The 23,941-nt window shown below is 61.0% G+C and carries 17 protein-coding genes; 10 read left to right on the top strand and 7 right to left on the bottom strand.

Going from position 1 to position 23,941, the window contains the following annotated elements; genetic code table 11:
• The first annotated feature begins 69 nt into the window (after window positions 1–69).
• Window positions 70–1,419 (top strand): uracil-xanthine permease family protein, encoded by a 1,350-nt coding sequence (locus tag ASD07_RS02205; RefSeq protein WP_055924490.1) that lies wholly within the window; start codon window positions 70–72, stop codon window positions 1,417–1,419.
• 112 nt (window positions 1,420–1,531) lie between these two features.
• On the top strand, window positions 1,532–2,911 hold the full coding sequence (locus ASD07_RS02210; protein ID WP_055924493.1) for an 8-oxoguanine deaminase: 1,380 nt from the start codon (window positions 1,532–1,534) through the stop codon (window positions 2,909–2,911).
• Window positions 2,912–2,942: 31 nt separating this feature from the next.
• Here the strand turns inward: ASD07_RS02210 and ASD07_RS02215 are convergent, their stop codons facing one another.
• The 3 genes from ASD07_RS02215 to ASD07_RS02225 form a co-directional block, all read right to left on the bottom strand.
• Window positions 2,943–3,308, bottom strand: coding sequence for a DUF3060 domain-containing protein (locus ASD07_RS02215; protein ID WP_055924496.1), 366 nt, complete (start codon window positions 3,306–3,308; stop codon window positions 2,943–2,945).
• Between the two features lie 124 nt (window positions 3,309–3,432).
• The gene (locus ASD07_RS02220; protein WP_055924500.1) at window positions 3,433–4,359 is read right to left on the bottom strand and encodes a hypothetical protein; all 927 of its coding nucleotides are present in this window, start codon (window positions 4,357–4,359) and stop codon (window positions 3,433–3,435) included.
• A 142-nt stretch (window positions 4,360–4,501) separates the two neighbouring features.
• Complete coding sequence (locus tag ASD07_RS02225; RefSeq protein ID WP_200953742.1) at window positions 4,502–6,250, bottom strand: esterase family protein; 1,749 nt, start codon at window positions 6,248–6,250, stop codon at window positions 4,502–4,504.
• Between ASD07_RS02225 and ASD07_RS02230 the strand changes: the two genes are divergently transcribed.
• Both ASD07_RS02230 and ASD07_RS02235 read left to right on the top strand, forming a co-directional pair.
• Window positions 6,249–6,698 carry a DUF6130 family protein gene (locus tag ASD07_RS02230; protein ID WP_055924503.1) on the top strand — a complete coding sequence of 150 codons (450 nt, stop codon included), beginning with the start codon at window positions 6,249–6,251 and terminating at the stop codon, window positions 6,696–6,698. The two genes, ASD07_RS02225 and ASD07_RS02230, sit on opposite strands and share 2 nt — an antisense overlap.
• 175 nt (window positions 6,699–6,873) lie before the next feature.
• A complete protein-coding gene (locus tag ASD07_RS02235; RefSeq protein ID WP_156397819.1) occupies window positions 6,874–9,342 on the top strand; it encodes a hypothetical protein in 2,469 nt (822 codons plus the stop codon).
• A 377-nt stretch (window positions 9,343–9,719) separates the two neighbouring features.
• On the opposite strand, the gene ASD07_RS02240 is transcribed toward ASD07_RS02235, so the two are convergent.
• The 3 genes from ASD07_RS02240 to ASD07_RS02250 all read right to left on the bottom strand — a co-directional run bounded on the left by ASD07_RS02240 (window position 9,720) and on the right by ASD07_RS02250 (window position 13,948).
• Window positions 9,720–10,955: a hypothetical protein gene (locus ASD07_RS02240; RefSeq protein WP_055924509.1), complete on the bottom strand. Its 1,236-nt coding sequence runs from the start codon at window positions 10,953–10,955 to the stop codon at window positions 9,720–9,722.
• Window positions 10,956–11,033: 78 nt separating this feature from the next.
• Window positions 11,034–12,656, bottom strand: a complete 1,623-nt coding sequence (hutH, locus tag ASD07_RS02245) for a histidine ammonia-lyase (protein ID WP_055924512.1) — start codon at window positions 12,654–12,656, stop codon at window positions 11,034–11,036.
• 11 nt (window positions 12,657–12,667) lie between these two features.
• Window positions 12,668–13,948 (bottom strand): urate hydroxylase PuuD, encoded by a 1,281-nt coding sequence (locus tag ASD07_RS02250; RefSeq protein WP_055924515.1) that lies wholly within the window; start codon window positions 13,946–13,948, stop codon window positions 12,668–12,670.
• A 232-nt stretch (window positions 13,949–14,180) separates the two neighbouring features.
• Between ASD07_RS02250 and ASD07_RS02255 the strand changes: the two genes are divergently transcribed.
• From ASD07_RS02255 to ASD07_RS02280, 6 genes are all read left to right on the top strand, one after another.
• Complete coding sequence (locus tag ASD07_RS02255) at window positions 14,181–15,116, top strand: LysR family transcriptional regulator (protein WP_055924519.1); 936 nt, start codon at window positions 14,181–14,183, stop codon at window positions 15,114–15,116.
• Between the two features lie 130 nt (window positions 15,117–15,246).
• Window positions 15,247–16,998 (top strand): allantoate amidohydrolase, encoded by a 1,752-nt coding sequence (locus ASD07_RS02260; RefSeq protein ID WP_055924523.1) that lies wholly within the window; start codon window positions 15,247–15,249, stop codon window positions 16,996–16,998.
• Window positions 16,999–17,142: 144 nt separating this feature from the next.
• Entirely contained in the window at window positions 17,143–18,444 is a 1,302-nt protein-coding gene (locus ASD07_RS02265; RefSeq protein ID WP_055924526.1) for an NCS2 family permease, read from the top strand.
• A gap of 17 nt (window positions 18,445–18,461) precedes the next feature.
• Window positions 18,462–19,949 carry a xanthine dehydrogenase small subunit gene (gene xdhA / locus ASD07_RS02270; protein WP_055924529.1) on the top strand — a complete coding sequence of 496 codons (1,488 nt, stop codon included), beginning with the start codon at window positions 18,462–18,464 and terminating at the stop codon, window positions 19,947–19,949.
• Window positions 19,946–22,291: a xanthine dehydrogenase molybdopterin binding subunit gene (xdhB, locus tag ASD07_RS02275; RefSeq protein ID WP_055924533.1), complete on the top strand. Its 2,346-nt coding sequence runs from the start codon at window positions 19,946–19,948 to the stop codon at window positions 22,289–22,291. Before xdhA ends, xdhB begins: the two co-directional genes overlap by 4 nt.
• Before the next feature lie 2 nt (window positions 22,292–22,293).
• The gene (locus ASD07_RS02280) at window positions 22,294–22,995 is read left to right on the top strand and encodes an aquaporin (protein WP_055924535.1); all 702 of its coding nucleotides are present in this window, start codon (window positions 22,294–22,296) and stop codon (window positions 22,993–22,995) included.
• On the opposite strand, the gene ASD07_RS02285 is transcribed toward ASD07_RS02280, so the two are convergent.
• Entirely contained in the window at window positions 22,925–23,941 is a 1,017-nt protein-coding gene (locus ASD07_RS02285) for an AraC family transcriptional regulator (protein ID WP_055924538.1), read from the bottom strand. The two genes, ASD07_RS02280 and ASD07_RS02285, sit on opposite strands and share 71 nt — an antisense overlap.

Here is a 23,941-nt window from a genome sequence, read left to right on the forward strand (position 1 = left end):
TGACCCGCCGCGGCATGCCGGATAGCACCGGAAAAAGTAGTTCAGACAAAATCCTGTAACGGAGACACCATGAACAACCTGCTATACCAGGTGGACGACCGTCCACCACCAATTACTACCGCCCTGCTGGCAGCCCAGCACATGCTGGCGGCCCTGGGCGGCATCATCGCCGTTCCCCTGGTAGTCGGCGCAGTCCTGAAACTGCCCGCCGACCAGGTAGTAGCACTGGTTAACGCCGCCCTGCTGGGTTCAGGCATCGTCACCACCATCCAATGTATCGGCGTGGGCCGCGTCGGCATCCGCCTGCCCTGCGTAATGGGCACCAGTTTCGCCTTCGTCGGCGCCGCCATCAGCGTCGGCCTGGAACATGGCGTACCCGGCATCCTTGGTTCATCGCTGGCCGGCTCCGCAATCATGATCCTTGGCAGCTTCTTCATGCCCCAGATCCGCAAGCTGTTCCCGCACCAGGTGACGGCGGTGGTCGTGACCATGATCGGCCTTTCGCTGGTCCCCGTTGCAGTCGACTGGTCAGCCGGCGGCAAGAACGCAGGTGCGAACTATGGTGACCCGATGAATCTTGGCATCGCACTGTTCGTACTGGCCACCGTGATCGCACTGGTCCAATTCGGCAAAGGCATCATCTCCGCCTCCGCCGTGGTGATTGGCATTGCGATCGGTTATTGCGTTTGCCTGGGAATGGGCCTGGTGAATTTCGTGGCCGTGCAGAAGGCCTCGGTGTTCGCCCTTCCGCAGCCGCTGTACTTCGGCATGACTTTCCCACCCAGCGGCATCCTGGCCATGGCACTGGCGTACGTGGTGACCATCGTGGAAACCACCGGCACCTTCATGGCGCTGGGCTCCGCCACCAACACCAAGATGAAAGGCAAGTTGCTGTGCCGGGGCGTGCTGTGCGACGGCCTGGGTTCGGCCTTCGTATCGGTACTGGGCGCGCCGCCGGTTTCGACCTTTGCGCAAAACGTTGGCGTTATTTCGCTGACTGGCGTGGCAAGCCGCTACGTGGTGGCGCTGACCGGAGTGTTCCTGGCGGCTGCCGGCCTGTTCCCGGTACTTGGCGCGATTGTCGTAACGATTCCGCAACCAGTGCTGGGCGGTGCGGGCCTGATGATGTTCGCGATGATCATTGCGGCCGGGGTACAGATGCTGTCCGTCGAACACGATAAGCGTACCGGCCTGCTGATCGCGGTATCCGTGGGCTGCGGCCTGGCCGTATCGGTCCGTCCGGAACTGCTAGCCAAACTGCCGGCCTTCGTGCACGAAATCTTCGGCTCGGGCATCTCCACCGCTGCCATTGTCGCCGTGGTGCTGAACCTGGTGCTGCCGGATCGCCCGGTCGCCGAACACGACGAGGATGAGGAAGACGATGTGCCGCAGCCTATGCTGATTCCAAAAGTCGGCTAAACTTCCCCGGTCCTGCACTTGCAGGTAACAGGACCGATCCTTTCCCTGACATTGTTTCCGCATTGCCGCGCGCATTGTTTCCGCAGTGTTTAATCATTTCGAGAAGAACTGAATGAGCAAAACTCTCCTGATCAAAAATGCGCGCGTGGTTGTCACGATGGACGAACAGCGCCGCGAGATTGACAACGGCGCCATCTTCGTGCGCGACAACGTCATTGAACAAGTCGGGCCGACGGCCGAGCTGCCCCAATCGGCCGACGAAGTCATTGACGCTGCCGGCCACGTGGTGATGCCAGGTTTGGTCAACACCCACCATCACATGTACCAAAGCCTGACGCGCGTCATCCCCACCGCGCAGAACGGCGAATTATTCAACTGGCTGACCAACCTGTACCCGATCTGGGCCAACCTGGATGCAGAGATGGTGCACGTGTCGACGCTGACAGCCATGTCTGAACTGATCCTCTCCGGCTGCACCACCAGCAGCGACCACCTGTACATCTACCCGAACGATTGCAGGCTCGACGACAGCATCGAAGCCGCAAGCAAGATCGGCATGCGCTTCCACGCTGCCCGGGGCTCCATGAGTGTTGGCCAGTCGAAAGGCGGCCTGCCGCCGGACTGCGTGGTTGAAGATGAAAAAGCGATCCTGCGCGACACCCAGCGCCTGATCGAGACATATCACGACGCAGAACGCCACGCCATGCAGCGCATCGTCGTCGCGCCCTGCTCTCCATTCTCCGTCTCGCGCGACCTGATGAAAGAAGCTGCCGCACTCGCACGCAGCCATGGCGTATCGTTGCACACCCACCTGGCGGAGAACGTCAACGACATCGCCTACAGCCGCGAGAAGTTCAATATGACGCCAGCTGAATACGCAGAGGACTGCGACTGGGTGGGCCACGACGTGTGGCACGCCCACTGCGTGCAGCTCGATGAGGACGGCGTCTACATGTTCGCGCGTACCGGCACAGGTGTCGCACACTGCCCTTGCTCGAACATGCGACTGGCATCTGGCATTGCGCCAGTCCGCAAGATGGTCGACGCAGGCGTTCCGGTCGGCCTGGGCGTTGACGGCTCCGCGTCCAATGATGGTGCCCACATGCTGGGCGAAGTGCGGCAGGCCATGCTGCTGCAGCGTGTCGGCTTTGGTCCAGACGCGATGACAGCACGCCAGGCGCTGGAGCTGGCAACGCTAGGCGGCGCAAAAGTACTGAACCGCGACGACATCGGTGCACTCAAGCCCGGCATGTCCGCCGACATCGTCACGTTCAAGCTGGACCAGATCGGCTTTGCCGGCGCCTTGCATGATCCAGTCGCGGCGCTGGTTTTCTGCACGCCGGCAAACGTCAGCTACAGCATCATCAACGGCAAAGTCGTGGTGAAGGACAGCATCCTGCAAACCATTGACTTGCCATTGACGATCGAACGCCATAATCGACTGGCCGCCGACCTGGCGCTGGCGACGAACTCGCGCAAAGTCGCGCGCTAATTCGCAGCCAATCGCCGGAACTCAGACCTGGTTACTTGATGCGGGTAACGCTGTGCCCCGTCCCAGTAACGGATTGCGCAATCTTGCCTTCCGATTTCCAGCGCACCGTATGGTCTGTTCCGGTGATTTCCAGGCGGCCTTTGGGCTTTACTTCGACAGTCACGGTATTGCCAACTCCCAGAATCTCGACCGCTCCGCAAACCCCGGTAGTCGTCACAATGTGGCCAGAGCCGACGACTTCCAGCTTGCGGCCGTCGCATGGGAATGTGCGCTGATGCCCGCTACCACTGACGCTGATCAGTTTATCGGTCACTTCTACCTCGCCAACAGCGTCTTCCTGCGCGTAGGCGCCGGCCATCACCATCATTACGACGCTCGCAGCCACTGCTTTTTGCATTCCAAGTTTCATACCAACTCTCACAAAGTTATAAAAGCGATAATTCTAGTGGGGCGATAAAATCAGGCGCGTACGATTGCGCGAAAGGCAGCTCGCCCGGTACAAAATAAGCGCGGCCCGCACGCTACCAGGTAAAGCTCTCGGACGTTTTCAACTCCCCTGGAAGCTCCGCCATCTTGCCGCTGCTCGCTTCATATACGAGGTGTTGATCGAAGCGATGCCTGATGACGAGATGGTCTTCATCCAGCCACCCGGATATGAGCATGTGTCCGCAATAGGCGACGCCTATGCCGGCAACCGTCTTGGTCATGCCATTTCGGTTTCGAATCTTGAGCACATACTGTTCTGAACCAGCCTTGTTTTCGACAAACGCGTGCCACGTTCCTCCCGGGGAGTCTTCCGACTTTGGCGCGCGCGCAGAGCGAGGAAGCAAATCTTCGAAAAGGGGAATCTCCTTACCGTTTCGCAAGAACGCACGGCGCGCGCTTTGCGATTCGAACCTGCCTGCGACCTTTTCCAATGATTTCGACGCAGGCCGATAAGAGAGGTACTCGATAGGGACTTCATATCCGTTATGAAGCATGCTGCGCACCAGGATCAACAACTCAGAACCGTCTTCCGACCACATGGTCGAAGTCCCTATCTCCTTTTCCGGAATCGAAACCGGCAGTTTTAACTTTGTCCGCCGCAATGTCGCAGCATCGAAAAGGAAGAGTCCACCTTCAGCGTCTGGCCGGCGCGGATCTGTCGATACACCGATGACGAGGTATTTGCTGTCAGGTGAGAACGAAGGGGCACGTGCTCCAAAAGTGGGATGCTCGTAGACCAGGCGAATGGAATCGGTCTGCCGGTCAAACAGCCAATACTGCATTCTAGTGCCGCCAGCACGCACTCCCAAATAGCTTATCCAACGGCCATTCGCAGACTGCGTCATGCTCACGCCATTCCCGAATCCATGTTCAGCCAGGTGCTTGCTGCTCTGATTGGTCAAGTCTGCCTTGAGAAACTGCCCTTCGCGGCGCATGAAATAGACCGGGGTCTTGATCCGCATTGACGCCAGTGCTACATGCTTCCCTTCAGGCTCAATACTTCCGCACACGGGAAGCGCAGCAGTGCAATGGGACGGCGCGAACGAGCACAGGATCACGGCCGAAAGTGCGACTACCAAGTGGAATGGTCTGTTCATATCGCGATTATTTCGAGGCAGGCGTCAAGACGGACTTTGGCCGCGCCACCGCGTACATCTCCCAGCTGATCTGATCCAGCAACGCCATCTTGTTCCCGCCCTGCTGGTAGAGGTCAAAATGAGTTTTGTTCAGGATGAACCGGAAATCTGTTTTAGCGTTCAGCCCCTCCATTACTGCCTGGAGCTTTTGCGCGGAGCCATCCAGGTAGAAGGTATCTGCGGTGCCTACGAACAGGTGGATTTTTCCATCCAGGTCGGATTTCAGCGCAGGCCAGTCGCGCTTCATGCGGTGGGCAATGTCGAAATTCTCGCGCCAATAGGCGACGACAGCCGGGTCAACACTCCCCGTATCGCGGTCAAACATCTGCTGCGGGCCGCCGGCCTGGCTACGCGGAGAGAAGACCCACTCCATCGAGGCGAGTTGGCCCCCATAGGCGCCCAGCACGCGCTCCAGCTTCGCGAACTCCTCGAAAGTTCCCAGCACCTTGTCGTGGTCGCGCACCAATGGATAAGCACTGCCATCAGCCTTGCGGAAGACATTGGCCTGCGGCGCATAAAGATCGACGCCGGTGAAATCGCGGAAGTCAGACGGGTCCGGCGACGTCGACCAGGTGCCGCCAAACAGTTGGGGATAGCGCGTCTGCAGCCAGAGCGTTGCCCAACCGCCCGATGAATGGCCGTTCAGGAAACGGCCACTGGCCTTGGCATCCATGCGGAAGTTCTTCTCCAGGTGGGGAATCAGTTCGGCGGTCAAGGCCTGGCCCCACGGGCCGTTGTTGACCGAGTCGGCGAATTCGTGGGTCCCGGTTGGGCTGGATTCATCCAGCAGCACCCAGATCATGGGTGCCATTTTGCCACTGGCCATAGCCGCGTAAAGTTCCGCCAGCAATGGCACCAGGCGCGGCGCGTTGCCGCCAAAGCCATGCGTGAAATAGACCGTTGGATAGCTCGCTTTTCCCTTGGCGTCGTAGCCTGGCGGCGTCAACACCCACCCATCCATCTTTATTGGGCGGCCCCAGAATGCACTCAGGCCCGGACTTGTGAAATCAATCGACTGAGCATTCGGACGCACCGCTTCCAATGCAGCGCGTTCGCTATCCGACGCAGATTCGCGCTTCCACGGATCGTTCGCAGGCAAGGTCTTGATCAAGCGGAGCGTTGGCGCAACTGCAGCTGGCAGGTGCAATTTGACGACATCGCTGACCCAGTCACCCGTGCCGCGGCCGGTGTAGTTGTAGCTGTGATCCACGTCCAACACGGCCTGGACGTAATAATCGCCGGGGGGAAGCTGCGAGTATGGCGTGGGGAATGCAAGGTCGTCTCCATCGATATCCACGCTTTGGCCGGGCTGGATGCGGCTGATCTCACGTGCCGTCACCGCGGTTGCAGTCGCGGCGAAAGGATCCGCGTCCACCATGGTCACTTCACTGGATTTTTGCTTGGATTTCTCAAACGCTTCCGATTCGGCGGACTTGGCGTCCCTGGCAAATACCAGCAGGCGGCCATTGCTGGCCTGGCTGGCGCTTGCGTCCAGCTGGACCTTGATGAACTGCTTGCCTGGGGCAGTGGCCGCCTGTGCACTTGCTACGCTGGCCAGCGCCAGGATAAGCGGCAATGCCGCCGTCTTTAAGCGCATATTCATGCGTGCCTCCTCGGTTTTCGGTTCTGGGGATTGTATAGACCTTCTGGAGGTGTAATCTATCGAATTGTCGCGGCCCACAGCAGACATTAACTTATCCTTGAAAGGAAAAGTCATGCCAAACCTGTACTGCATTGCGATTGGCGCCATCACTGGCGCAGTACTTTCCGCAAGCGCCCTGGCACAGGTGGATCAACCGCCGCCAGTCATTCCCGTCGCCTCCGAGGCAGCAGCCAGGCTGGTTGTTTACCCACCGCAGCCAGAGGCGCTTGCAAGGGGCGTTGTGATCCTCCAGTTCCGCACCGAGAACCTGCGCATCATGCCGGTTTTCGGCCCAAAGGCCGTTGATGTGTCTCCGCACCTGGGCCACATGCACGTCACGGTCGACGATTGGCACGGCACGTGGGCGCACACCAGCGGCGATCCGGTCATCCTGGTCGGGCTGACTCCCGGGACGCACAAGATCCTGCTCGAATTGGCCGACCCCAATCATAAAATCCTGACAAGCCAGACTGTCAACGTCACCATGCCAGACACTAAAACGGACAAGTCTCACCAGCACTGAAGGAAGGGCCCGCATCGGATATCATGTCAGGACAACTCACCGTCGAGAAAATATAGATTATTTTAAATTGCTCACACCAATCTTAATAAGCCTGATTCGGCATCGCGATGGCATTCGTGCCTCGGTGAGTGGCACGCCCAGCGATGGGGAAATTCCCACCGTTGTCGATCACCGCTTGGACGAAGTAAGCAGTGCTGTACTGCACGGCAAAGACCTGCTACTGGAAGACTGGCGGGCGCTTGGCAATGCCCGCGATATTGGACCTGTGTGGCCCGCGTTTTGGCGAGTTTTCTGGGCGACTCTTTCAGAGGTCCAGGAATCTGCGCCCGCCGCAATGCCGCAACAGGTCATGCCGCGCGCGAAGCCGATCGCCACAGCGGCCCATCCGCGGGCATTCCGCGGCACAAAATTCCAACCACCGAAGCCGGCGCAGATCGACCTGGACTTGCATGTCTGGATGTCGGATGACCGCCTGCTGGATGGATTCTTTTCGCGACACGACTTCGTCAGACGGCCAGCATTAGGACAAGATGGCCAAGCCTTGCCATCCAGCCTGTTCGAAAATGGCCAACCGACAGTTTCCCAACTAACAGGCCTGCAGGGATGGAGCGGAAGTACGCCCGTCGTTTTCAGACGCCATTTTCTATGGGTATTGCGCAAGGAGTCCGCTGAGAAGAGCCTCGCCTGGTTGAGGTTATGGCGTGCACTAGGCGCGCCGTCGCATGGAGAACTCCTGTCCATTCTGGCGCGCCTGTGCGCTTTGGATAGTGCGGCCCATGGCTGGGCTGAATTGTCACTGAACTTGCCAAAGCCAAGACAGGCCGCTTTCCTCCAGTCTCTTCTCCAGCATAAGGCCTATCGCTTGCCAGCCTCCCAATTGAGTGCCGAGCAGCTCAGCGCCGTGAATGCACTCAGTAAAGATGATGCGCATTTCCGGATCTACCTCGATACCATGCTCGACAACCTCTCGCGTGGAGTGAGCGCGGCTTACACCCTGATTGGTTGCCAACTGCCTGCCCGGGACAGAAACCCCGATTCCATATACCTTCGCGTCGCGGTTCATGCAGATGAAGTTCCGGTCGCAGACATTGAGCGCATGTTGGCCACTCTTGGCGAGGATGGCATGCATTGGGCACGGAGCGCGTGGAAAAGCTGCGCAACGCAGCCCGGCTTTGCCCGCGTGCTTACGGAAACCCATTGGGAAGTTTTGAGCAGCCAGGAGGCCAATCGCTGGCTGTCGCTATTCAGGGTTACGGAGTGGGACTTCGACAACCCGGAGCTGTTCGCAGCTCAATGGCGGGTTCGCCTTGCCATGTTTCCAGCACTCCATCAGCAAATGCTCGCTTTACCTCCGGACCGGCGCGACCGCTTCGCCGCAATGCAAGTTGACTATGTCTGCGGCTGGGACGATCCGGCCACCTTGGAAAGCAGTTGGCCAATTGTCTTGCCACTGCAAGTTCGGCTCTGCGGCCCCCGGTTCCCGGCCAAGGCCACAGGCAACGGCGCTTTGTCGTCAATGGCCGTTCACCTGCGCGGCGCCAGGTTGCACCAGTTTGCCGAAACAGGCGACGATATCTGGCTTACGATCGAGCGCGCCTGCCGCCGCGACAATGTCGCAACGCTGATTCGGCATGGGCTCTATGGATTGACGGAGGCGATGCCGGATTTTGCCCTGCACGCTTTGAGGTTTGCGCCGAAGCCCTTGATGCGCTCCGTCGCCTTGATTGGCTGTCTTGAATACCACTCACGCCGGCGTTTTTTTGCCCAGGCGGCGCGCACGCCGTGGTTTGCCACCGAGTGGGCGGCAATGCCCGCCCTCGCCACTTGCAAAAGCATCCTTGCGCTTTGTGCTGAGTATGGGTTGGACAGCCCGTTGCCACGCCGCCTGCGCGCGCACCTCATGGGAACGGCTCATCTCAATGAGGCGCAACTTGCCCGCCATTGCCGCGTCACCATTGCTCGCTTGCCGTCCGTTCAACTCGCGGCGCTGGAGGCCATGGCCTGGCGGCAGATCGACGGCCCGTTCAACCTGCGTGATCATTCGACAGCCGCGAGTCATGCGGTTCGGCTGCACGCCAGCATTGATGGGGGCAACAAGAAGGCCCTGCGGCGCTTTCTTCAGGGCTACGCCGATGGCGGCATCCATGCTTACCTGGATCATCCGCTGAATCGGGAATGGTACGTTCGCCATCAGCGCGTTGACGCTGCGATATGGAGTACCAATAAACTCCATGAATCCACGGAGAATGGTGCTATCAAGCTCGCAATAGAAACGGACCCACTGGAAATCCTGATGCTGGGCAGCTATGTGGGCAGCTGCCTGGGACTCGGCGGAGTTTGCCAGTATTCTTCGGTGGCTTGCCTGGTCGACGCAAACAAGCAGGTGGTTTACGCTCGAGACGCCTCTGGCCGCGTCGTTGCCCGGCAATTGATTGCCATCGACGAGCGTGAGCGCCTGGTTTGTTTCGAGGTCTATCCCCAATCAGTAAGCGCACAAGTACTGCAGGCATTCCGACGTTTTGACACCGCGCTCGCGCGCTCCCTCGGACTTGATATTTATCGCGACGATGATGAAGCTTATGAGGTAAAGACCATCCTGGCCGTCGAATGGTGGGATGACGGCCAGTGGCATGCAGTCAATTAAGCATCTTCGATAGGCGAGTTTCAAATCAGGCTTCCCCGACAGCGTCCGGCGAAACACGTAGCTGCGTTCTTTTGAATTCCAGGAGAATGCGCTGCCATCGTAAGGATCACGCAGGCCAGCCCTGCCCAACTTGCCTGTGATCTCTTCAAGGTCCACATTTTGTCCTCGCATTTGGGGGGCTAATAGCGCCAGCCTGCGCCCGCCCTCCAAGTCCGCTATCCTGAAGCCATAAGGCACGAAGGTCTTCACATCCATCAGGTCGACGAGAATACTTCCAACCGGATTATAGATAGCTGCAAGACGCAGCAGATGTCAGTGGAGACGGATGCCTTGGCGGGTCGGATTGCGGGAAATCTTTATGGCAGCAGCATATCACCTTAATAGAGGATCTTGAAATCCGGCTTTCCCTCGAGCGTTCGACTGAACAAGAGGGAACTGTGTTCCGGATCCCAGGCGAATTCCTCGCCATCGTAAGGGTCGCGCAGTTCGCTTGTTCGCACTCCTTCAGCCACCTTATTGCCGTTGGCGCCGCTGCTTCGGAGTTGAGCAGCCAGCAGCGCTACCCTGCGCATTCCTTCCAGATTGACGACCCGGAATCCATACGTGGTGTACGCATCCATACCTTGCATATTGAGCAGGATCCTGCCAACAGGGTTGTAGACGCCAATGTCGGCTGCGGCCTTCTTCTCATTCCCATAGGACGCCAGGAAAGTGGCAGCCGCCTGCGGAATCGCCGCGTAGTCGCGGTCATACAGTTCGACCACACGAAGCATACGATCGGCGTTGGCATTGCTTGTCGCTTGCGGCTGGTATAGGAAACTTCCGAACAGCATTGCCAACACGTTCCCGGAGCGTTCGTCGTCGGGCCGCAAGTCGGAAGATGTCCACTCGTGGGCCATGATCTTCGCCAGTGACCGTTCGCGGTTGGAGAAGGGTTCTCGCCAGCCCTCAGGAATCGCCGTCATCGTCAGCGTCGCCGGGAAACGGCGGACGACAAGATTGCCCATTTCGAAATGCAGTTCAATGCTGCGCGCTGCAAGCATTTTGACGTTAGCGCTGATACTTTCGGCCAGGACCATCCGCCAGAACCGATAGTCCTCTTCCAACATGCGTTTGCAATCGCCTGCATCCGCTTTGACCTCCTGCGACAAGGCCCTGAGATACATCAGGCGCTGAGCCTCAAGGACCTGATTGAATGCGGCACCCTGCAAGCGCGCGTCACCCGGCAAGACTTCGCGCCACTGTTTGAATTCCAGCAGGTGTTCGTAGCGTTCAATCAACTGGGCAGGCTCGCGTCGACCCTGTTTCTCGCCAGGCATTTCGCGGAAGCCGGTCGCCACAGACGTTCCCATTGACTTGCGCATCTGCTCGACGCGGTCGACGCCTTCCGACATCACGTCTGAATTGTCCGGTGCGGAGAAGCCCATTACATACACGTAGGCATTGTCACGATCACCGACGGGCGTAGTGGCAGTTTCAATGCCTTGCAATTTAATGACGGACTCGGACGGGGGTTTGTCTTCGCGATTTATAAAGAACACGAATGCGATCAGCAGGAGGAGCAACGCAAGAAAGCTTGCCACCATCTTTAACAACAACTTCAGCTTTGTCATTCAGATCTACTCCATTGTTTTCGAAGCGCGGCACAAAAAACGGCCCATGCGGGCCGTTTTCCGGGGAACTGCGAAACGTCAGACGAATGCGCCGACCTTCGCGGCCACTGCTTGCTGCACCGAGCGGCTGGTGACAAAGCTGTGTGCGACCTGGATGTCGTTATGGAACCAGCGGTCGCCGTCCAGGCAGGCCGGGATCTGCTTGCGGATTTCGTCGTAGGCAGCCTGCGTGCCCTCGCCCAGCCTGAAGCCTGGCAGCAAATGCTCGGTCATGCTCAGCGCCTGTGCCGCCAGCAGCAACTCCACGCCCACAATGTACTGCGTGTTCTGCACCACGGTGTGTGCCTTGCGCGCGCACCAGGTGGAGTTGGAGATGTGGTCTTCACTGTTGGCTTTCGAGGGAATCGAGTCCACGCTGCCCGGCATCGACAGCGTGCGATTCTCCATTACGAGGGAGCTGAGGGAACATTGCACCACCGGGTAGCCAGTGTTCACGCCACGCAAACCGGACATCAGGTTGCGTGGCAGGCCCCATGACAGCGTCGGGTCGATTAGCCGTGCCACGCGGCGCTCGCAGATGCTGCCAAGATCCGTGATCGCCATGGCCAGCAAATCCATCGCCTGCGCCAGGTACTGGCCGTGGAAGTTACCGCCCGAGATGATCTCGAAGCCGCCACCATCCTTGCCAAAGATCAGCGGATTATCGGTGGCGGAATTGATCTCGTTCCTTACGATGGTGTCAATGTAGTCCAGCGCATCGAACACGGGACCATAGACTTGCGGCGTGCAGCGCAACGAGTACACGTCCTGGATACGCGGGGTATAGGGGATGTCGGTTCGCCGCAGTTCGTCCGGAAATTGCACCGCACGCGCTTCATGGGTGGTGCGGGTAGAACCTTTCAGCAGCTTGCGCACGACGGAGGCGGTCTTGACCTGCCCCGGATGCGGGCGCGCTTGCTGGATGCGGGGGTCGAAAGCCGACATCTCCGCACGCATGGCTTCCAGCGTCAGGCCGAGGGACAGGCAGGCGTCGGTCAGCAGGTCGCGTGCGTCCTTGGCAGCCAGCACGGCCACGGCCAGCGATGCGGTGCAGCCGTTGATCAGGGCCGATGCATCTTTGGCCTTCAGGTCGAACTTCACCGGGCCGACTTCGGCGCGCATAATCGCCTCGGAAGCCGCCATGCGCTGGCCCTTGTACATCACTTCCGCCTCGTCGAAGCCAGCGATGGCCGCAGCCAGGTAGGCCAGCGGCGCCAGGTCGCCGGAGGCGCCGACAGACCCCTTCTGCGGCATGATCGGGTGGATGCCGGCGTTGATGAAGGCCAGCAGGCGGTCCACCACTTCGACGCGCGGCGCCGAGTAGTTGCTGGCGAAGGCGTTGGCGCGCAACAGCATGGTGGCGCGGCTCACTTCTTCCGAAAACGGCTCGCCGATGCCGCCGCTGTGGGCTTTGATCAGCTGCGTCTGGAACAGCTCGATGTGCTCGACTGCGATGCGGGTGTCTTTCAGCAGGCCGACGCCGGTATTGAAGCTGTACATCATCGGCGCTTCGTCGTGCATCCAGGTGGATTCGATGTAGTCGCGGCTTTCCTTCAGCGCGGCGCGCGAGGTGGCGGACAGTTCGACTTTAGCGCCGTCGCGCGCCACGGCCAGCACGTCTTCGGCAGACAGGTTGAAGCCGTCGATAGTTACGTTGTTCATTGCTTTTCCTTTCAGTTCGCGCTGGTCTCAAACCAGGTACCGATAAGCTGACGCTCGTCATCGGTCATGTGGGTCATGTTCGCCAGCGGCATATCCTTGTTCTGCACCGCGCGCTGGTAGATCTTGGCGGCGTGCTGCTTAACCTGGGCCTCGGTATCGAGCATCACGCCGCCCGGGGCTGATGCGAAACCCGCCTGGGTCGGGGTCGCGGAGTGACACGACGCGCAGCGCTGCGTTACGACTTGCTGGACGCTGGACAGGCTGGCCTGGCCGGCCGGGGCAACGGCAACTGCAACGACGGCCTGCGCGGCATGACCATCGCCGTCCAGCGCTGCGGCTGCAGCCGCCGGTGCTGCCACGGCCTTGCGCGGCGCAGGGGCGATTGCCAGCGCCACGCCAGCCAGCAGGATCACGCCGGCAATCGGGAACGCAGGCGACACCTTGCCCGCATGGCGCAGGTTGAAGAAATGACGAATCAGCACGCCCGCAGCCATGATGGCCGCCAGCACCAGCCAGCTGTAGGCGTGGCTGTAGGTCATCGCGTAATGGTTGCTGATCATGATCAGCAACACCGGCAGCGTGAAGTAGTTGTTGTGCACCGAGCGCACCTTGGCACGCTTGCCGTAGATCGGGTCAGGCGACTGGCCCTTGGCCATGGCGTCCACCAGCTTACGCTGGCCAGGAATGATCACGAACAGCACGTTACCGACCATCATGGTGCCGATCATGGCGCCCACATGGATGTAAGCTGCGCGGCCGCTCAGGGTATGCGTCAGCACATAGGCAGCGCCAACGATGAGCGCGAACATTACGGATCCAAGTACCGCAGGCTTCTCGGCCAGTGCGGTCTTGCACAGCGTGTCGTACACCAGCCAGCCGCCGGCGAGCGTGCCCAGGCCGACGGCCACCGCTTGCAGGGAGCTCAGGTCGGCCACGTTCTTATCGATCATCATCGCCGAAGCGTTGAAGTAGTAGACGATGAACAGCATGGCAAATCCACTCAGCCAGGTGGCATAGGCTTCCCACTTGAACCAGTGCAGGTCTTCCGGCAGCTCATCGGGCGCAACCAGGTATTTTTGCGGGTTATAGAAGCCTCCGCCGTGCACCGCCCACAATTCGCCCATCACGCCCTTCCTGGCAAGCGGGCTGCCAGGCTTGGGCGGGCGGATCGAATTGTCCAGCCAGACGAAGTAAAACGAGGCGCCGATCCACGCGATACCGGTGATCAGGTGCAGCCATCGCACGAGCAAGTTAAGCCATTCCACCCCGTAAGGGCCGAATAAAGTCTCCATGATTTTTATCCATTAAGTCCGTTCACCTGCCTCTGGCGGGCACTTCAGATGAACCAAACGGTCGTCATACCGCCGCCGCTACGACCTGCATGGATGGAACGATATCGGTTGCGGGCGCGGGAGACCTTCCAATTCCTATATAACTCGCATAGTCCCAGAGATATAGTTTCGCGGGCCGGAAGGTGCGAACCTCTCATCCATAAATCTAAATAAATAATATTCGGAGACCATGATGTCCAGATTGCCAGAACACTTAGACATCCACCTGATCCGTATTCTGTACCTGCTGCTGGTGGAGAAGAACGTATCGCGCGTGGCGCTTAAACTGAACCAGCCGCAGCCCTCCATTTCCGGCTCACTGCGCAAGCTGCGCGACCTGACCGGCGACCCGCTGCTGGTACGCGGCGGCCGCGGCATGGTGCCGACGCAACACGGTGAGAGTCTGTTGAAGACCGCCAAGCGCATCCTGGATGAAACCGAAAGCCTGTTCAGTCCCAAGACTGCGTTCGTCCCGCAGGACGAGGCGCGCACTTTCCATCTCGCCGCGCCCGACTATATGAACACCCAGTTCTTCACCGAGGTGATTGCCCGCCTGCGCCGCGAATCCCCGCGCAGCCGCCTGGTAATCCACTCGCTGGGCCCGGACATCGATTACGTGCGCCTGCTGTCGGACGGTGACCTGGACCTGGTGGTCGGCAACTGGGACGAACCGCCGCAGCATCTGCACATTTCCAAGCTGTTCGACGACCCGATCGTGTGCCTGATGCGCGCCAACAGCGCCTATGCCCGCCGCACGCCGAAAGACGGCATGACGCCGGAGGAATACCTCACCCTGCCCCATGTCGCGCCGGCCCAGATCCTGCCTGGCTACCACGGCAACATCGATTCCTTCCTCGAAGAGCGCGATATGGAGCGCAATATTGTGGTGGAATCGGCACACTTCCGCATGTTGCCCTACATCGTGCAGCAGACCGATTTAGTTTTGACGAGTGGCAAACAATTCGCCAATTTCTACGAAAACCTGCTGGGCCTGAAGTCCTACAAAGTACCGCTGGACTTCCCGCCGCTGAGCTTTTACCAGCTATGGCACGAGCGCGCCCACCACGCCACCGAACATAAATGGCTGCGCGCCCAGGTCAGCGCCGCCGCCCGCCTGCTGGTGAAATAGAACAGCACCGGATAGCCGCTATCGGCCCAGCGTTATATCTCGCGCCTGCCGGGCCCCTATTATCAATTCGCCATTCCCCCAGAACACCTTACTTGGAGCGGGCCGTCGCCAGTCGGCGCCCCGAAGCACGATGACGAGCCTGAAGCGACTGAACACCTGCGACGCAGGGACTTTTACCGAGATCCTGCATGGCCTGTACGAGCATTCCCCGTGGATTCCCCAGCGCGCCGCCGCACAGCGCCCTTTCCGTACCATCGACGAGCTGAAACTGGGCCTGCAGAAGGTCGTAGCGGAAGCCGGCAAAGAGGAACAACTGGGCCTGATCCGCGCCCACCCGGAACTGGCCGGTAAAGCCGCCGTTGCAGGCGAACTGACGCCGGAGTCCACCGGCGAACAGGCCAAGGCCGGCCTGAACTTGTGCAGCAAGGAAGAATTCGCAGCGCTGCAGGAACTCAACAGTGCCTATAACGGCAAATTCGGCTTCCCCTTCATCCTGGCGGTCAAGGGCGGCGACGGCAAAGGCCTGTCGCGGCAGGCCATCATTGCCGCCTTCCGCCGCCGCCTGCGCAACCAGGCCGACGACGAACTGCGCGAGGCACTGCGCCAGATCCACCGCATCGCCGAGATGCGCCTGAACGCGCTGCTTTCCTACGTGCCTCACATGGGCCGCGACATCATTGAATGGGCCGAGGAAATCGGCGCCATCAGCGAGGACGAACAAGGCCTGACCTGCACCTACATGACGCCGACCCACCGCCGCACCGCTAACCAGTTGGCGAAGTGGATGCGCGAAGCCGGCATGCACGTCCATATCGACGCGGTGGGCAACGTGGTGGGCCGCTACCTGTCCACCGATCCGCAGGCACGCACGCTGCTCACCGGCTCGCACTACGACACGGTGCGCAACGGCGGCAAGTACGACGGCCGCCAGGGCATCCTGACCGCCATCGCGGTGGTCAAGCACCTGTATGAAACCGGCGAGACCCTGCCCTTCCACCTCGAGGTAATCGGCTTCGCGGAAGAAGAAGGCGTGCGCTTCAAGAGCACCTTCCTCGGCAGCAGCGCCGTGATCGGCCAGTTCGATCCCAAGCTGCTGGACTTGCGCGACCGCGATGGCCAGCTGCTGCGCGACGTACTGACCGACGCCGACCATGACGTCAATACGATTGCCGATATCGCCCGCGATCCGGCTGACCTGCTCGGCTTCGTCGAAGTCCATATCGAACAAGGCCCGGTATTGCTCGAGCGCGGCCTGCCGGTCGGCGTGGTGACCTCCATCGCCGGCAGCAAGCGTTACCTGGTGGAGCTGAAAGGCGTTGCCAGCCACGCCGGCACTACGCCTATGCCAATGCGCAAGGACGCCGCCACGGCCGCTGCCGAAATCATCCTGTACGTGGAACAGCGCTGCGCCCAGGACCAGGATTCCGCCCTGGTCGGCACGGTGGGCCAGTTGCAGGTGCCAAACGGCTCGACCAATGTCATTCCAGGCGCCTGCACACTGTCGCTCGATATCCGCGCGGCCAACAATGCCGCGCGCGATGCCGCAGTGGCCGACATCCTCGCCCACATCGAAAAAGTGTGCGAAAAGCGCCACATCTCAGTGCAGGTCGAACAAACAGTCGCCGCCGACTGCGCCCCTTGCGCGCCGCGCCTGATGCAGCAGCTGGCTGCCGCGGTGGAGCGGAATGGCATCCCAGCCTTCCAACTCGCCTCCGGTGCCGGACACGACGCCATGCTGATGGCGCGCCTCACAGACGTCGCCATGCTGTTCACCCGCTGCGGCAACGGCGGCATCAGCCACAACCCGCTGGAGACCATGACGGACGACGACGCCGACCTGTCGGCCCGCATCCTGCTCAGCTTCCTGCGCAACTATAGCTAAACCGAGATAGATGATATGCCACGGCATATAAGCCGAATGGGAGGCCATCAACGATATTGTTAAAACAAAGAGAACGAGGACGCCATATTTGTCCGCCCGGAGAGGCGGAATTTCGGGCGCTAAAAACTAAACGGAGACACCAAAATGCAATTCCTGGAACAATATTTCAAGCTCAGTGCGCATGGCACCGACGTGCGCACCGAGGTGCTGGCCGGCATTACCACCTTCCTGACGATGGCGTACATCATTTTCGTCAACCCGTCCATCCTCGGCGACGCCGGCATGCCGAAAGACTCGGTCTTTGTGGCCACGTGCGTGGCGGCGGCCGTCGGCACCCTGATCATGGGCCTGTATGCCAACTTCCCTATCGGCCTGGCGCCGGGCATGGGCCTGAACGCCTATTTCGCCTACGGCGTGGTGGCAGGCATGGGGTTCCCATGGCAAGCCGCCCTGGGCGCGGTATTCATCTCCGGCTGCTGCTTCATGATCGTCAGCCTGCTGCGCATCCGTGAAAAAATCATGAATGCGATTCCGGCCTCGCTGCGTATCGCGATTCCGGCCGGTGTCGGCCTGTTCCTGGCGCTGATCTCGCTGAAGAACGCGGGCATCGTGGTCTCCAGCCCTGCCACCTTCGTCACGATGGGCGACCTGCATAAGCCAGCTCCCGTGCTGGCCATCGTCGGTTTCCTGGTCATCGTCGCGCTGGACCGCCTGAAGGTCACCGGCGCCCTGCTGATCGGCATCATGGCCGTGACCGTGCTGAGCTTCTTCTTTGGTGGTAACGCCTTCCACGGCATCGTGTCGGCGCCGCCTTCGATTTCCCCGACCGCTTTCGAACTGGACATCATGGGCGCCATCTCGCACGGCCTGTTCAACGTGGTGCTGGTGTTCTTCCTGGTTGAACTGTTCGACGCCACCGGCACCCTGATGGGCGTAGCCCAGCGTGCCGGCCTGATGAAAGACGGCAAACTGCCGGCCAATATGAACAAGGCCCTGCTGGCCGACTCCGGCGCCATCATCGCCGGCGCCGTGATGGGCACCTCGAGCACCACCGCCTTCATCGAAAGCGCTGCCGGTGTGCAGGCAGGCGGCCGCACCGGCCTGACCGCCGTCATCGTGGCACTGCTGTTCCTTGCCGCCCTGTTCATCGCGCCGCTGGCCGGCGTGGTACCGGCTTACGCCACCGCACCTGCCCTGTTCTTCGTCGCCTGCCTGATGCTGCGCGAAATGTCGGAGATCAACTGGGCCGAGACCACGGAAAGCGTGCCTGCCGTCGTCACCGCGCTGGTCATGCCATTCACCTACTCGATCGCCAACGGCCTGGCGCTGGGGTTCATCAGCTACGCCGCCCTGAAACTGCTCACCGGTAAGTACAAAGAAGTCAGCGCCATGATCTGGTGTGTCGCTGGCGTGTTCCTGTTCAAAACAATCTACATCGCAGGATGAAGCAAGGAGTAGCAAAGATGTCCCAACCGATTCGTTTCTTCTACCAGGGGCGCGTGCAGGAAGTCGATTCCGCCGCCCCGACCCGCACGGTGCTGCAACACCTGCGGGAAGACCTGCACTGCACCGGCACCAAGGAGGGCTGCGCCGAAGGCGACTGCGGCGCCTGCACCGTGGTGATCGGCTCGCTGGTGGACGGCGAACTGGAAATGCGCAACGTGAATTCGTGCATCCAGTTCCTGCCGACGCTGGACGGCAAGGCAGTGTTCACGGTGGAAGACCTGAAACAGCCGGACGGCAGCCTGCATCCGGTGCAGGAAGCCCTGGTGGAATGCCATGGTTCCCAATGCGGTTTCTGCACCCCCGGCTTCGCCATGTCGCTGTGGAGCCTGTACCTGAAGCAGGAGGGGCAGAGCGCGCCGCCATGCCGCAAAACGATCGATGAGACATTATCCGGCAACCTGTGCCGCTGTACCGGTTACCGCCCGATTATTGATGCAGCCGCCCGCATGGGCGAGCTGCCGGCGGTCGGCTTCGACCGCGCAGCATTGAAGGCAGTCCTGCAAGGACTGCAACGAGACACCATGTTCAGCTACACCCACGACGGCCAGACTTTCCACGCACCGCGCACCCTGGCCGAGATGGCAGCCCTGCGGGCCGCCAAGCCGGCCGCCACCATCCTCGCCGGCTCGACCGACGTCGGCCTGTGGGTCACCAAGCAGATGCGCAACCTGGGCGACGTGATCTACACCCGCCAGTTGCATGAACTGCACCGCATCGCTACCGTCGACGGCAAGCTGGAAATCGGCGCCGCCGTATCGCTGGACGATGCCTACCAAGCCGTGCTGGAACTGTATCCGAACGATTCGCTGCACGAACTGTGGCAGCGCTTCGCCTCGCAGCCGATCCGCAGCACCGGCACCTTGGGCGGCAGCGTCGCCAACGGCTCGCCGATCGGCGACTCCGCACCATGGATGATTGTGCTCGGCGCCGAAATCGTACTGCGCTCCGACAAAGGCCAGCGCGTCCTGTTGCTGCAGGACTTCTACCTCGATTACATGAAGAAGGATTGGCAACCGGGCGAATTCGTGGAAGCCGTGCGCATCCCGGCGCCGAAAGCCGGCCAGCAATTCCGCACCTACAAACTGGCCAAGCGCTACGACCAGGATATTTCTGCAGTCTGTGCCGCCTTCTCGCTCGAAGTCGATAGCGGCGTTGTCCGCAACGCCCACATCGCTTACGGCGGCATGGCCGCGACCTCGCGCCGCGCACCGCTGGCCGAAGCTGCCATCAACGGCCAGCCATGGAACGAGGCCACGCTGCGTGCCGGCATGGAAGCGCTGGCAAAAGATTACACCCCGCTGACCGATATGCGCGCCTCCGCCAATTACCGCATGCGCACTGCGCAGAACCTGCTGCGCCGCTTCTGGATGGAGACTCGTCCCGAAGACGCAATACCTGGCACTTACGTCAACGCTTACGCATTCAAGGAAGGAGCCGCTGCATGAACAGCAAGTCCGAACAGTTCATGACGCTCGGCGCCGCCAAAGGCTGGTCTGAAGTGGGCCAGAGCCACCCGCATGAATCGGCTATCCTGCACGTCCTGGGTGAAGCCGTCTACACTGACGACATCCCCGAAGCGCAAGGTACGCTGCACGCCGCACTGGGCCTGTCCACGAAAGCGCATGCCCGCATCGTGTCGCTCAACCTGGAGCCGGTGAAGGCCATGCCGGGCGTGGTGGCCGTGTACACCTGCAAGGACATCCCCGGCACCAATGACTGCGGCCCGATCATCCACGACGACCCTATCCTCGCCGAACAGAAAGTGGAGTACGTCGGCCAGCCAGTCTTCATCGTGGTCGCAGACACGCACGACAACGCGCGCCGCGCCGCGCGCAAGGCCGACATCCAGTATGAAGAGCTGCCAGCCATCCTGACGCCGGAAGCGGCGCGCGATGCCGAATCGTTCGTGGTTCCCCCAATGCGCCTGACGCGCGGCGACGCGCAAGCGGCTTTCGAGCGCTCCCCGAACATCCTGGAAGGCAAGCTGCACGTAGGCGGCCAGGAGCAGTTCTACCTGGAAGGCCAGATCTCGTACGCCGTCCCGAAGGAAGGCAAGGGCATGCATGTCTATTGCTCCACCCAGCACCCGACCGAAATGCAGCACGTGGTATCGCACGCCCTGAACTACCCTTCGCACGCCGTGGTGGTGGAATGCCGGCGCATGGGTGGCGGCTTCGGCGGCAAGGAATCGCAGTCCGCGCTGTGGGCCGCCTGCGCCGCCGTCAGCGCCGCGCGCCTGAAGCGCCCCGTGAAGCTGCGCGCCGACCGCGACGACGACATGATGGTCACCGGCAAGCGCCACTGCTTCTATTACGAGTACGAGATCGGCTACGACCACCAGGGCCTGATCACCGCTGCCAAAGTGCAGATGGTGACCCGCGCCGGCTTCTCTGCCGACCTGTCCGCGCCGGTGGCAACGCGCGCCATCTGCCACTTCGACAACACCTACTACCTGTCGGATGTGGATATCCGCGCCATGGCCGGCAAGACCAACACCCAGTCCAACACCGCGTTCCGCGGCTTCGGCGGCCCGCAAGGCGCCATCGCGATCGAGTACATCATCGACGAGATCGCCCGCAACCTCGGCAAGGACGCACTGGACGTCCGCAAGCTGAACTTCTACGGCCGCAACGACGAAGAAGGCCGCAACGTCACGCAATACGGCCAGAAGGTGGTCGACAACGTGATCCACGAGCTGGTGGCGCAGCTGGAAAGCGACACCAAATACCGCTCCCGCCGTGAGGCTGTACACAAATTCAACGCGAGCAACCCGGTACTGAAGAAAGGCCTGGCCCTGACGCCGGTGAAATTCGGCATCGCCTTCAACGTCACCCACTTCAACCAGGCCGGCGCGCTGGTGCACATCTACGTCGACGGCTCGGTACTGGTGAACCACGGCGGCACTGAAATGGGCCAGGGCATCAATACCAAGGTGTGCCTGGTGGTGGCGCATGAACTGGGCATTCCGCTGTCCAGCGTGCGCGCCTCCGCCACCGACACCAGCAAGGTCGCCAACACCTCCGCCACCGCCGCCTCCACCGGCGCCGATTTGAACGGCAAGGCAGCGCAGGACGCCGCCCACACGCTGCGCAGGCGCCTGGTGGAATTCGCCGCGAAATCATTTGGCGTGACAGCCGAAGAAGTCATCCTGGCCAACGGCACCGTATTCGCCGGCGAAACCGTCATTCCGTTCGCCGACCTGGTGCAAAAAGCCTACCTGGCGCGCGTGCAGTTATGGTCCGACGGTTTCTACGCCACGCCGGGCCTGAGCTGGGACCGCGAAACCATGAGCGGCAATCCGTTCGGCTATTACGCCTACGGCGCCTCGGTATCGGAAGTAATCGTCGACACGCTGACCGGCGAATGGAAGCTGCTGAAGGCAGACTGCCTGTACGACGCCGGCAATTCCCTCAACCCCGCCATCGACGTCGGCCAGGTGGAAGGCGCCTTCATGCAGGGCATGGGCTGGCTGACGACCGAAGAGCTATGGTGGAACCAGCAGGGCAAGCTGATGACGCATGCGCCGTCGACTTACAAGATTCCCGGCGTGTCCGACTGCCCTGAAGACTTCAATGTGCGCCTGTTCAGGAACCGCAACCCGTTCGACAGCATCCACCGCTCCAAAGCGGTCGGCGAACCGCCGCTGCTGCTGCCGTTCTCCGTGTTCCTGGCCATTCGCGACGCCGTCGCCTCGGTCGGCAACTATCGCATCAACCCGCCGCTGCGGGCTCCTGCGACCGGTGAAGCAATCCTCGACGCGGTGGACGCTGTTCGCGCGCAGGCATAGGCATGACGCTCGCAAGACGCCTTGCCGCCGAGGCACTGGGCACGGCGCTGCTGCTGGCCGTGGTGGTGGGGTCCGCCACCGCGGCCGACCGGCTGGCCGGCGGCAACGCCGCCATCGCCCTCTTCGCCAATTCGGTCGCAAGCGCCAGCGGCCTGTTGGCGCTGATCCTTGCGTTCAGCACCGTTTCCGGCGCCCATTTCAACCCCGCTGTTACGTTGTCCGAAGCCTGGCAAGGCGGCATGAGGTGGAGCGATACGCTGCCCTATGCAGCGGCACAGGTCTGCGGCGCCTTCGCCGGCGTCGCGGCCGCCCACGCAATGTTTGGCGAGCCGGTCTTCGCCGCAGCTGTCCACGCCAGGACCGGTGCGGCGCAGTGGTGGAGCGAGTTCGTCGCCACCTTCGGCCTGATTCTCGTCATCAGCGGCTGCGCGCGCAGCCGGCCGGCGATCACGCCGTTTGCCGTCGCCGCCTACATCGTCTCAGCGTACTGGTTCACCGCATCGGGCGCGTTCGCCAATCCCGCGCTCACTCTGGCGCGGACCGCGACCGGTACGGTGGCAGGTATTCGGCTGGAAGACGTAACCGGTTACGTCGCCGCCCAAATGCTCGGCGCCATCGCAGCGACAGTACTCATTACATGGCTGCATAGTCCAGCGAAGATTCCAGCCGAAATGCACCGGGCGTCACACCCTGCCAATCCTTGAAGGCACGGATGAATGAATTGACATCCTGGAAGCCGAGCAGGAACGCGATCTCCCCCTGTGCAATGCCCGGCTTCCGCAGATAGTGCACGGCAAGCTGCCTGCGCGTCGCGTTCAGGATGCCCTTGAATGTAGCCGACTCCTCGCTCAGCTGCCGCTGCAGACTGCGCTTGCTCAGGGCGAGATTCTTCGCCACATCGTCCACCGTGTACTGGCCGGCCGGCAGCCCTTCCAGCAGCACGGCCTTGACCCGTTCGCTCATCGTCGCCGATGCATTCAAGCTACCCAGGCGCTCGCGCAAGCCGGCTTCGAAGAACGTCCACATCGCCTCGTTCGCGGTGAGGAAATGGCGCGCTGCATCCTCCCTGGAGAACGTGACCGTGACCCCATTGCCGGCTCCCGGCATGACACCGAAATACTCCCTGTAATCCTCGATACGATCCGGCAGCTCCGGCATCGACACTGCGATCGGCACCACGCGATGGCGCGTCGCAAGGCGTACCAACTGGGTCAGGAAGACTGTCTCCGCAGCCGCCATACTGCGCGGGATCGGCCCCGCGTCCGCATAGCACTCCAGCGTCGCCGAGGTGCCGCAGTCCGTGATTTCGACCAGCAAGGCCAGTGGTCCAAACAGCTTCTTGAAGACAGACAAGCGCTGAAAGGCGATATTCAGGTTAGGGCTGCACAGGCTGGCGAAGATCGGCGGATCGAACGCTTCCACCGAGATTGCCTGCCCTATCCGGAGCGGCAGCACCATATCGTCACCTGCCGTATCCTCGATCACCTGCCATAGCTGGAAGAACTGCGCCGGCGAAATCGAAGCATCCTGGCGTGCGAACAAGTCCGCAGGAAGGCCCGCAAGGCGCAATACCCGCGCCGGATCGATGCCCATGTCTGCAAGCAGAAGCTTCCAGCCGGGCTGGATGGCGAAATGCGAGGGATGTCTCAT

Source organism: Duganella sp. Root336D2 (genome assembly GCF_001425005.1).
Lineage (GTDB): Bacteria > Pseudomonadota > Gammaproteobacteria > Burkholderiales > Burkholderiaceae_D > Rugamonas.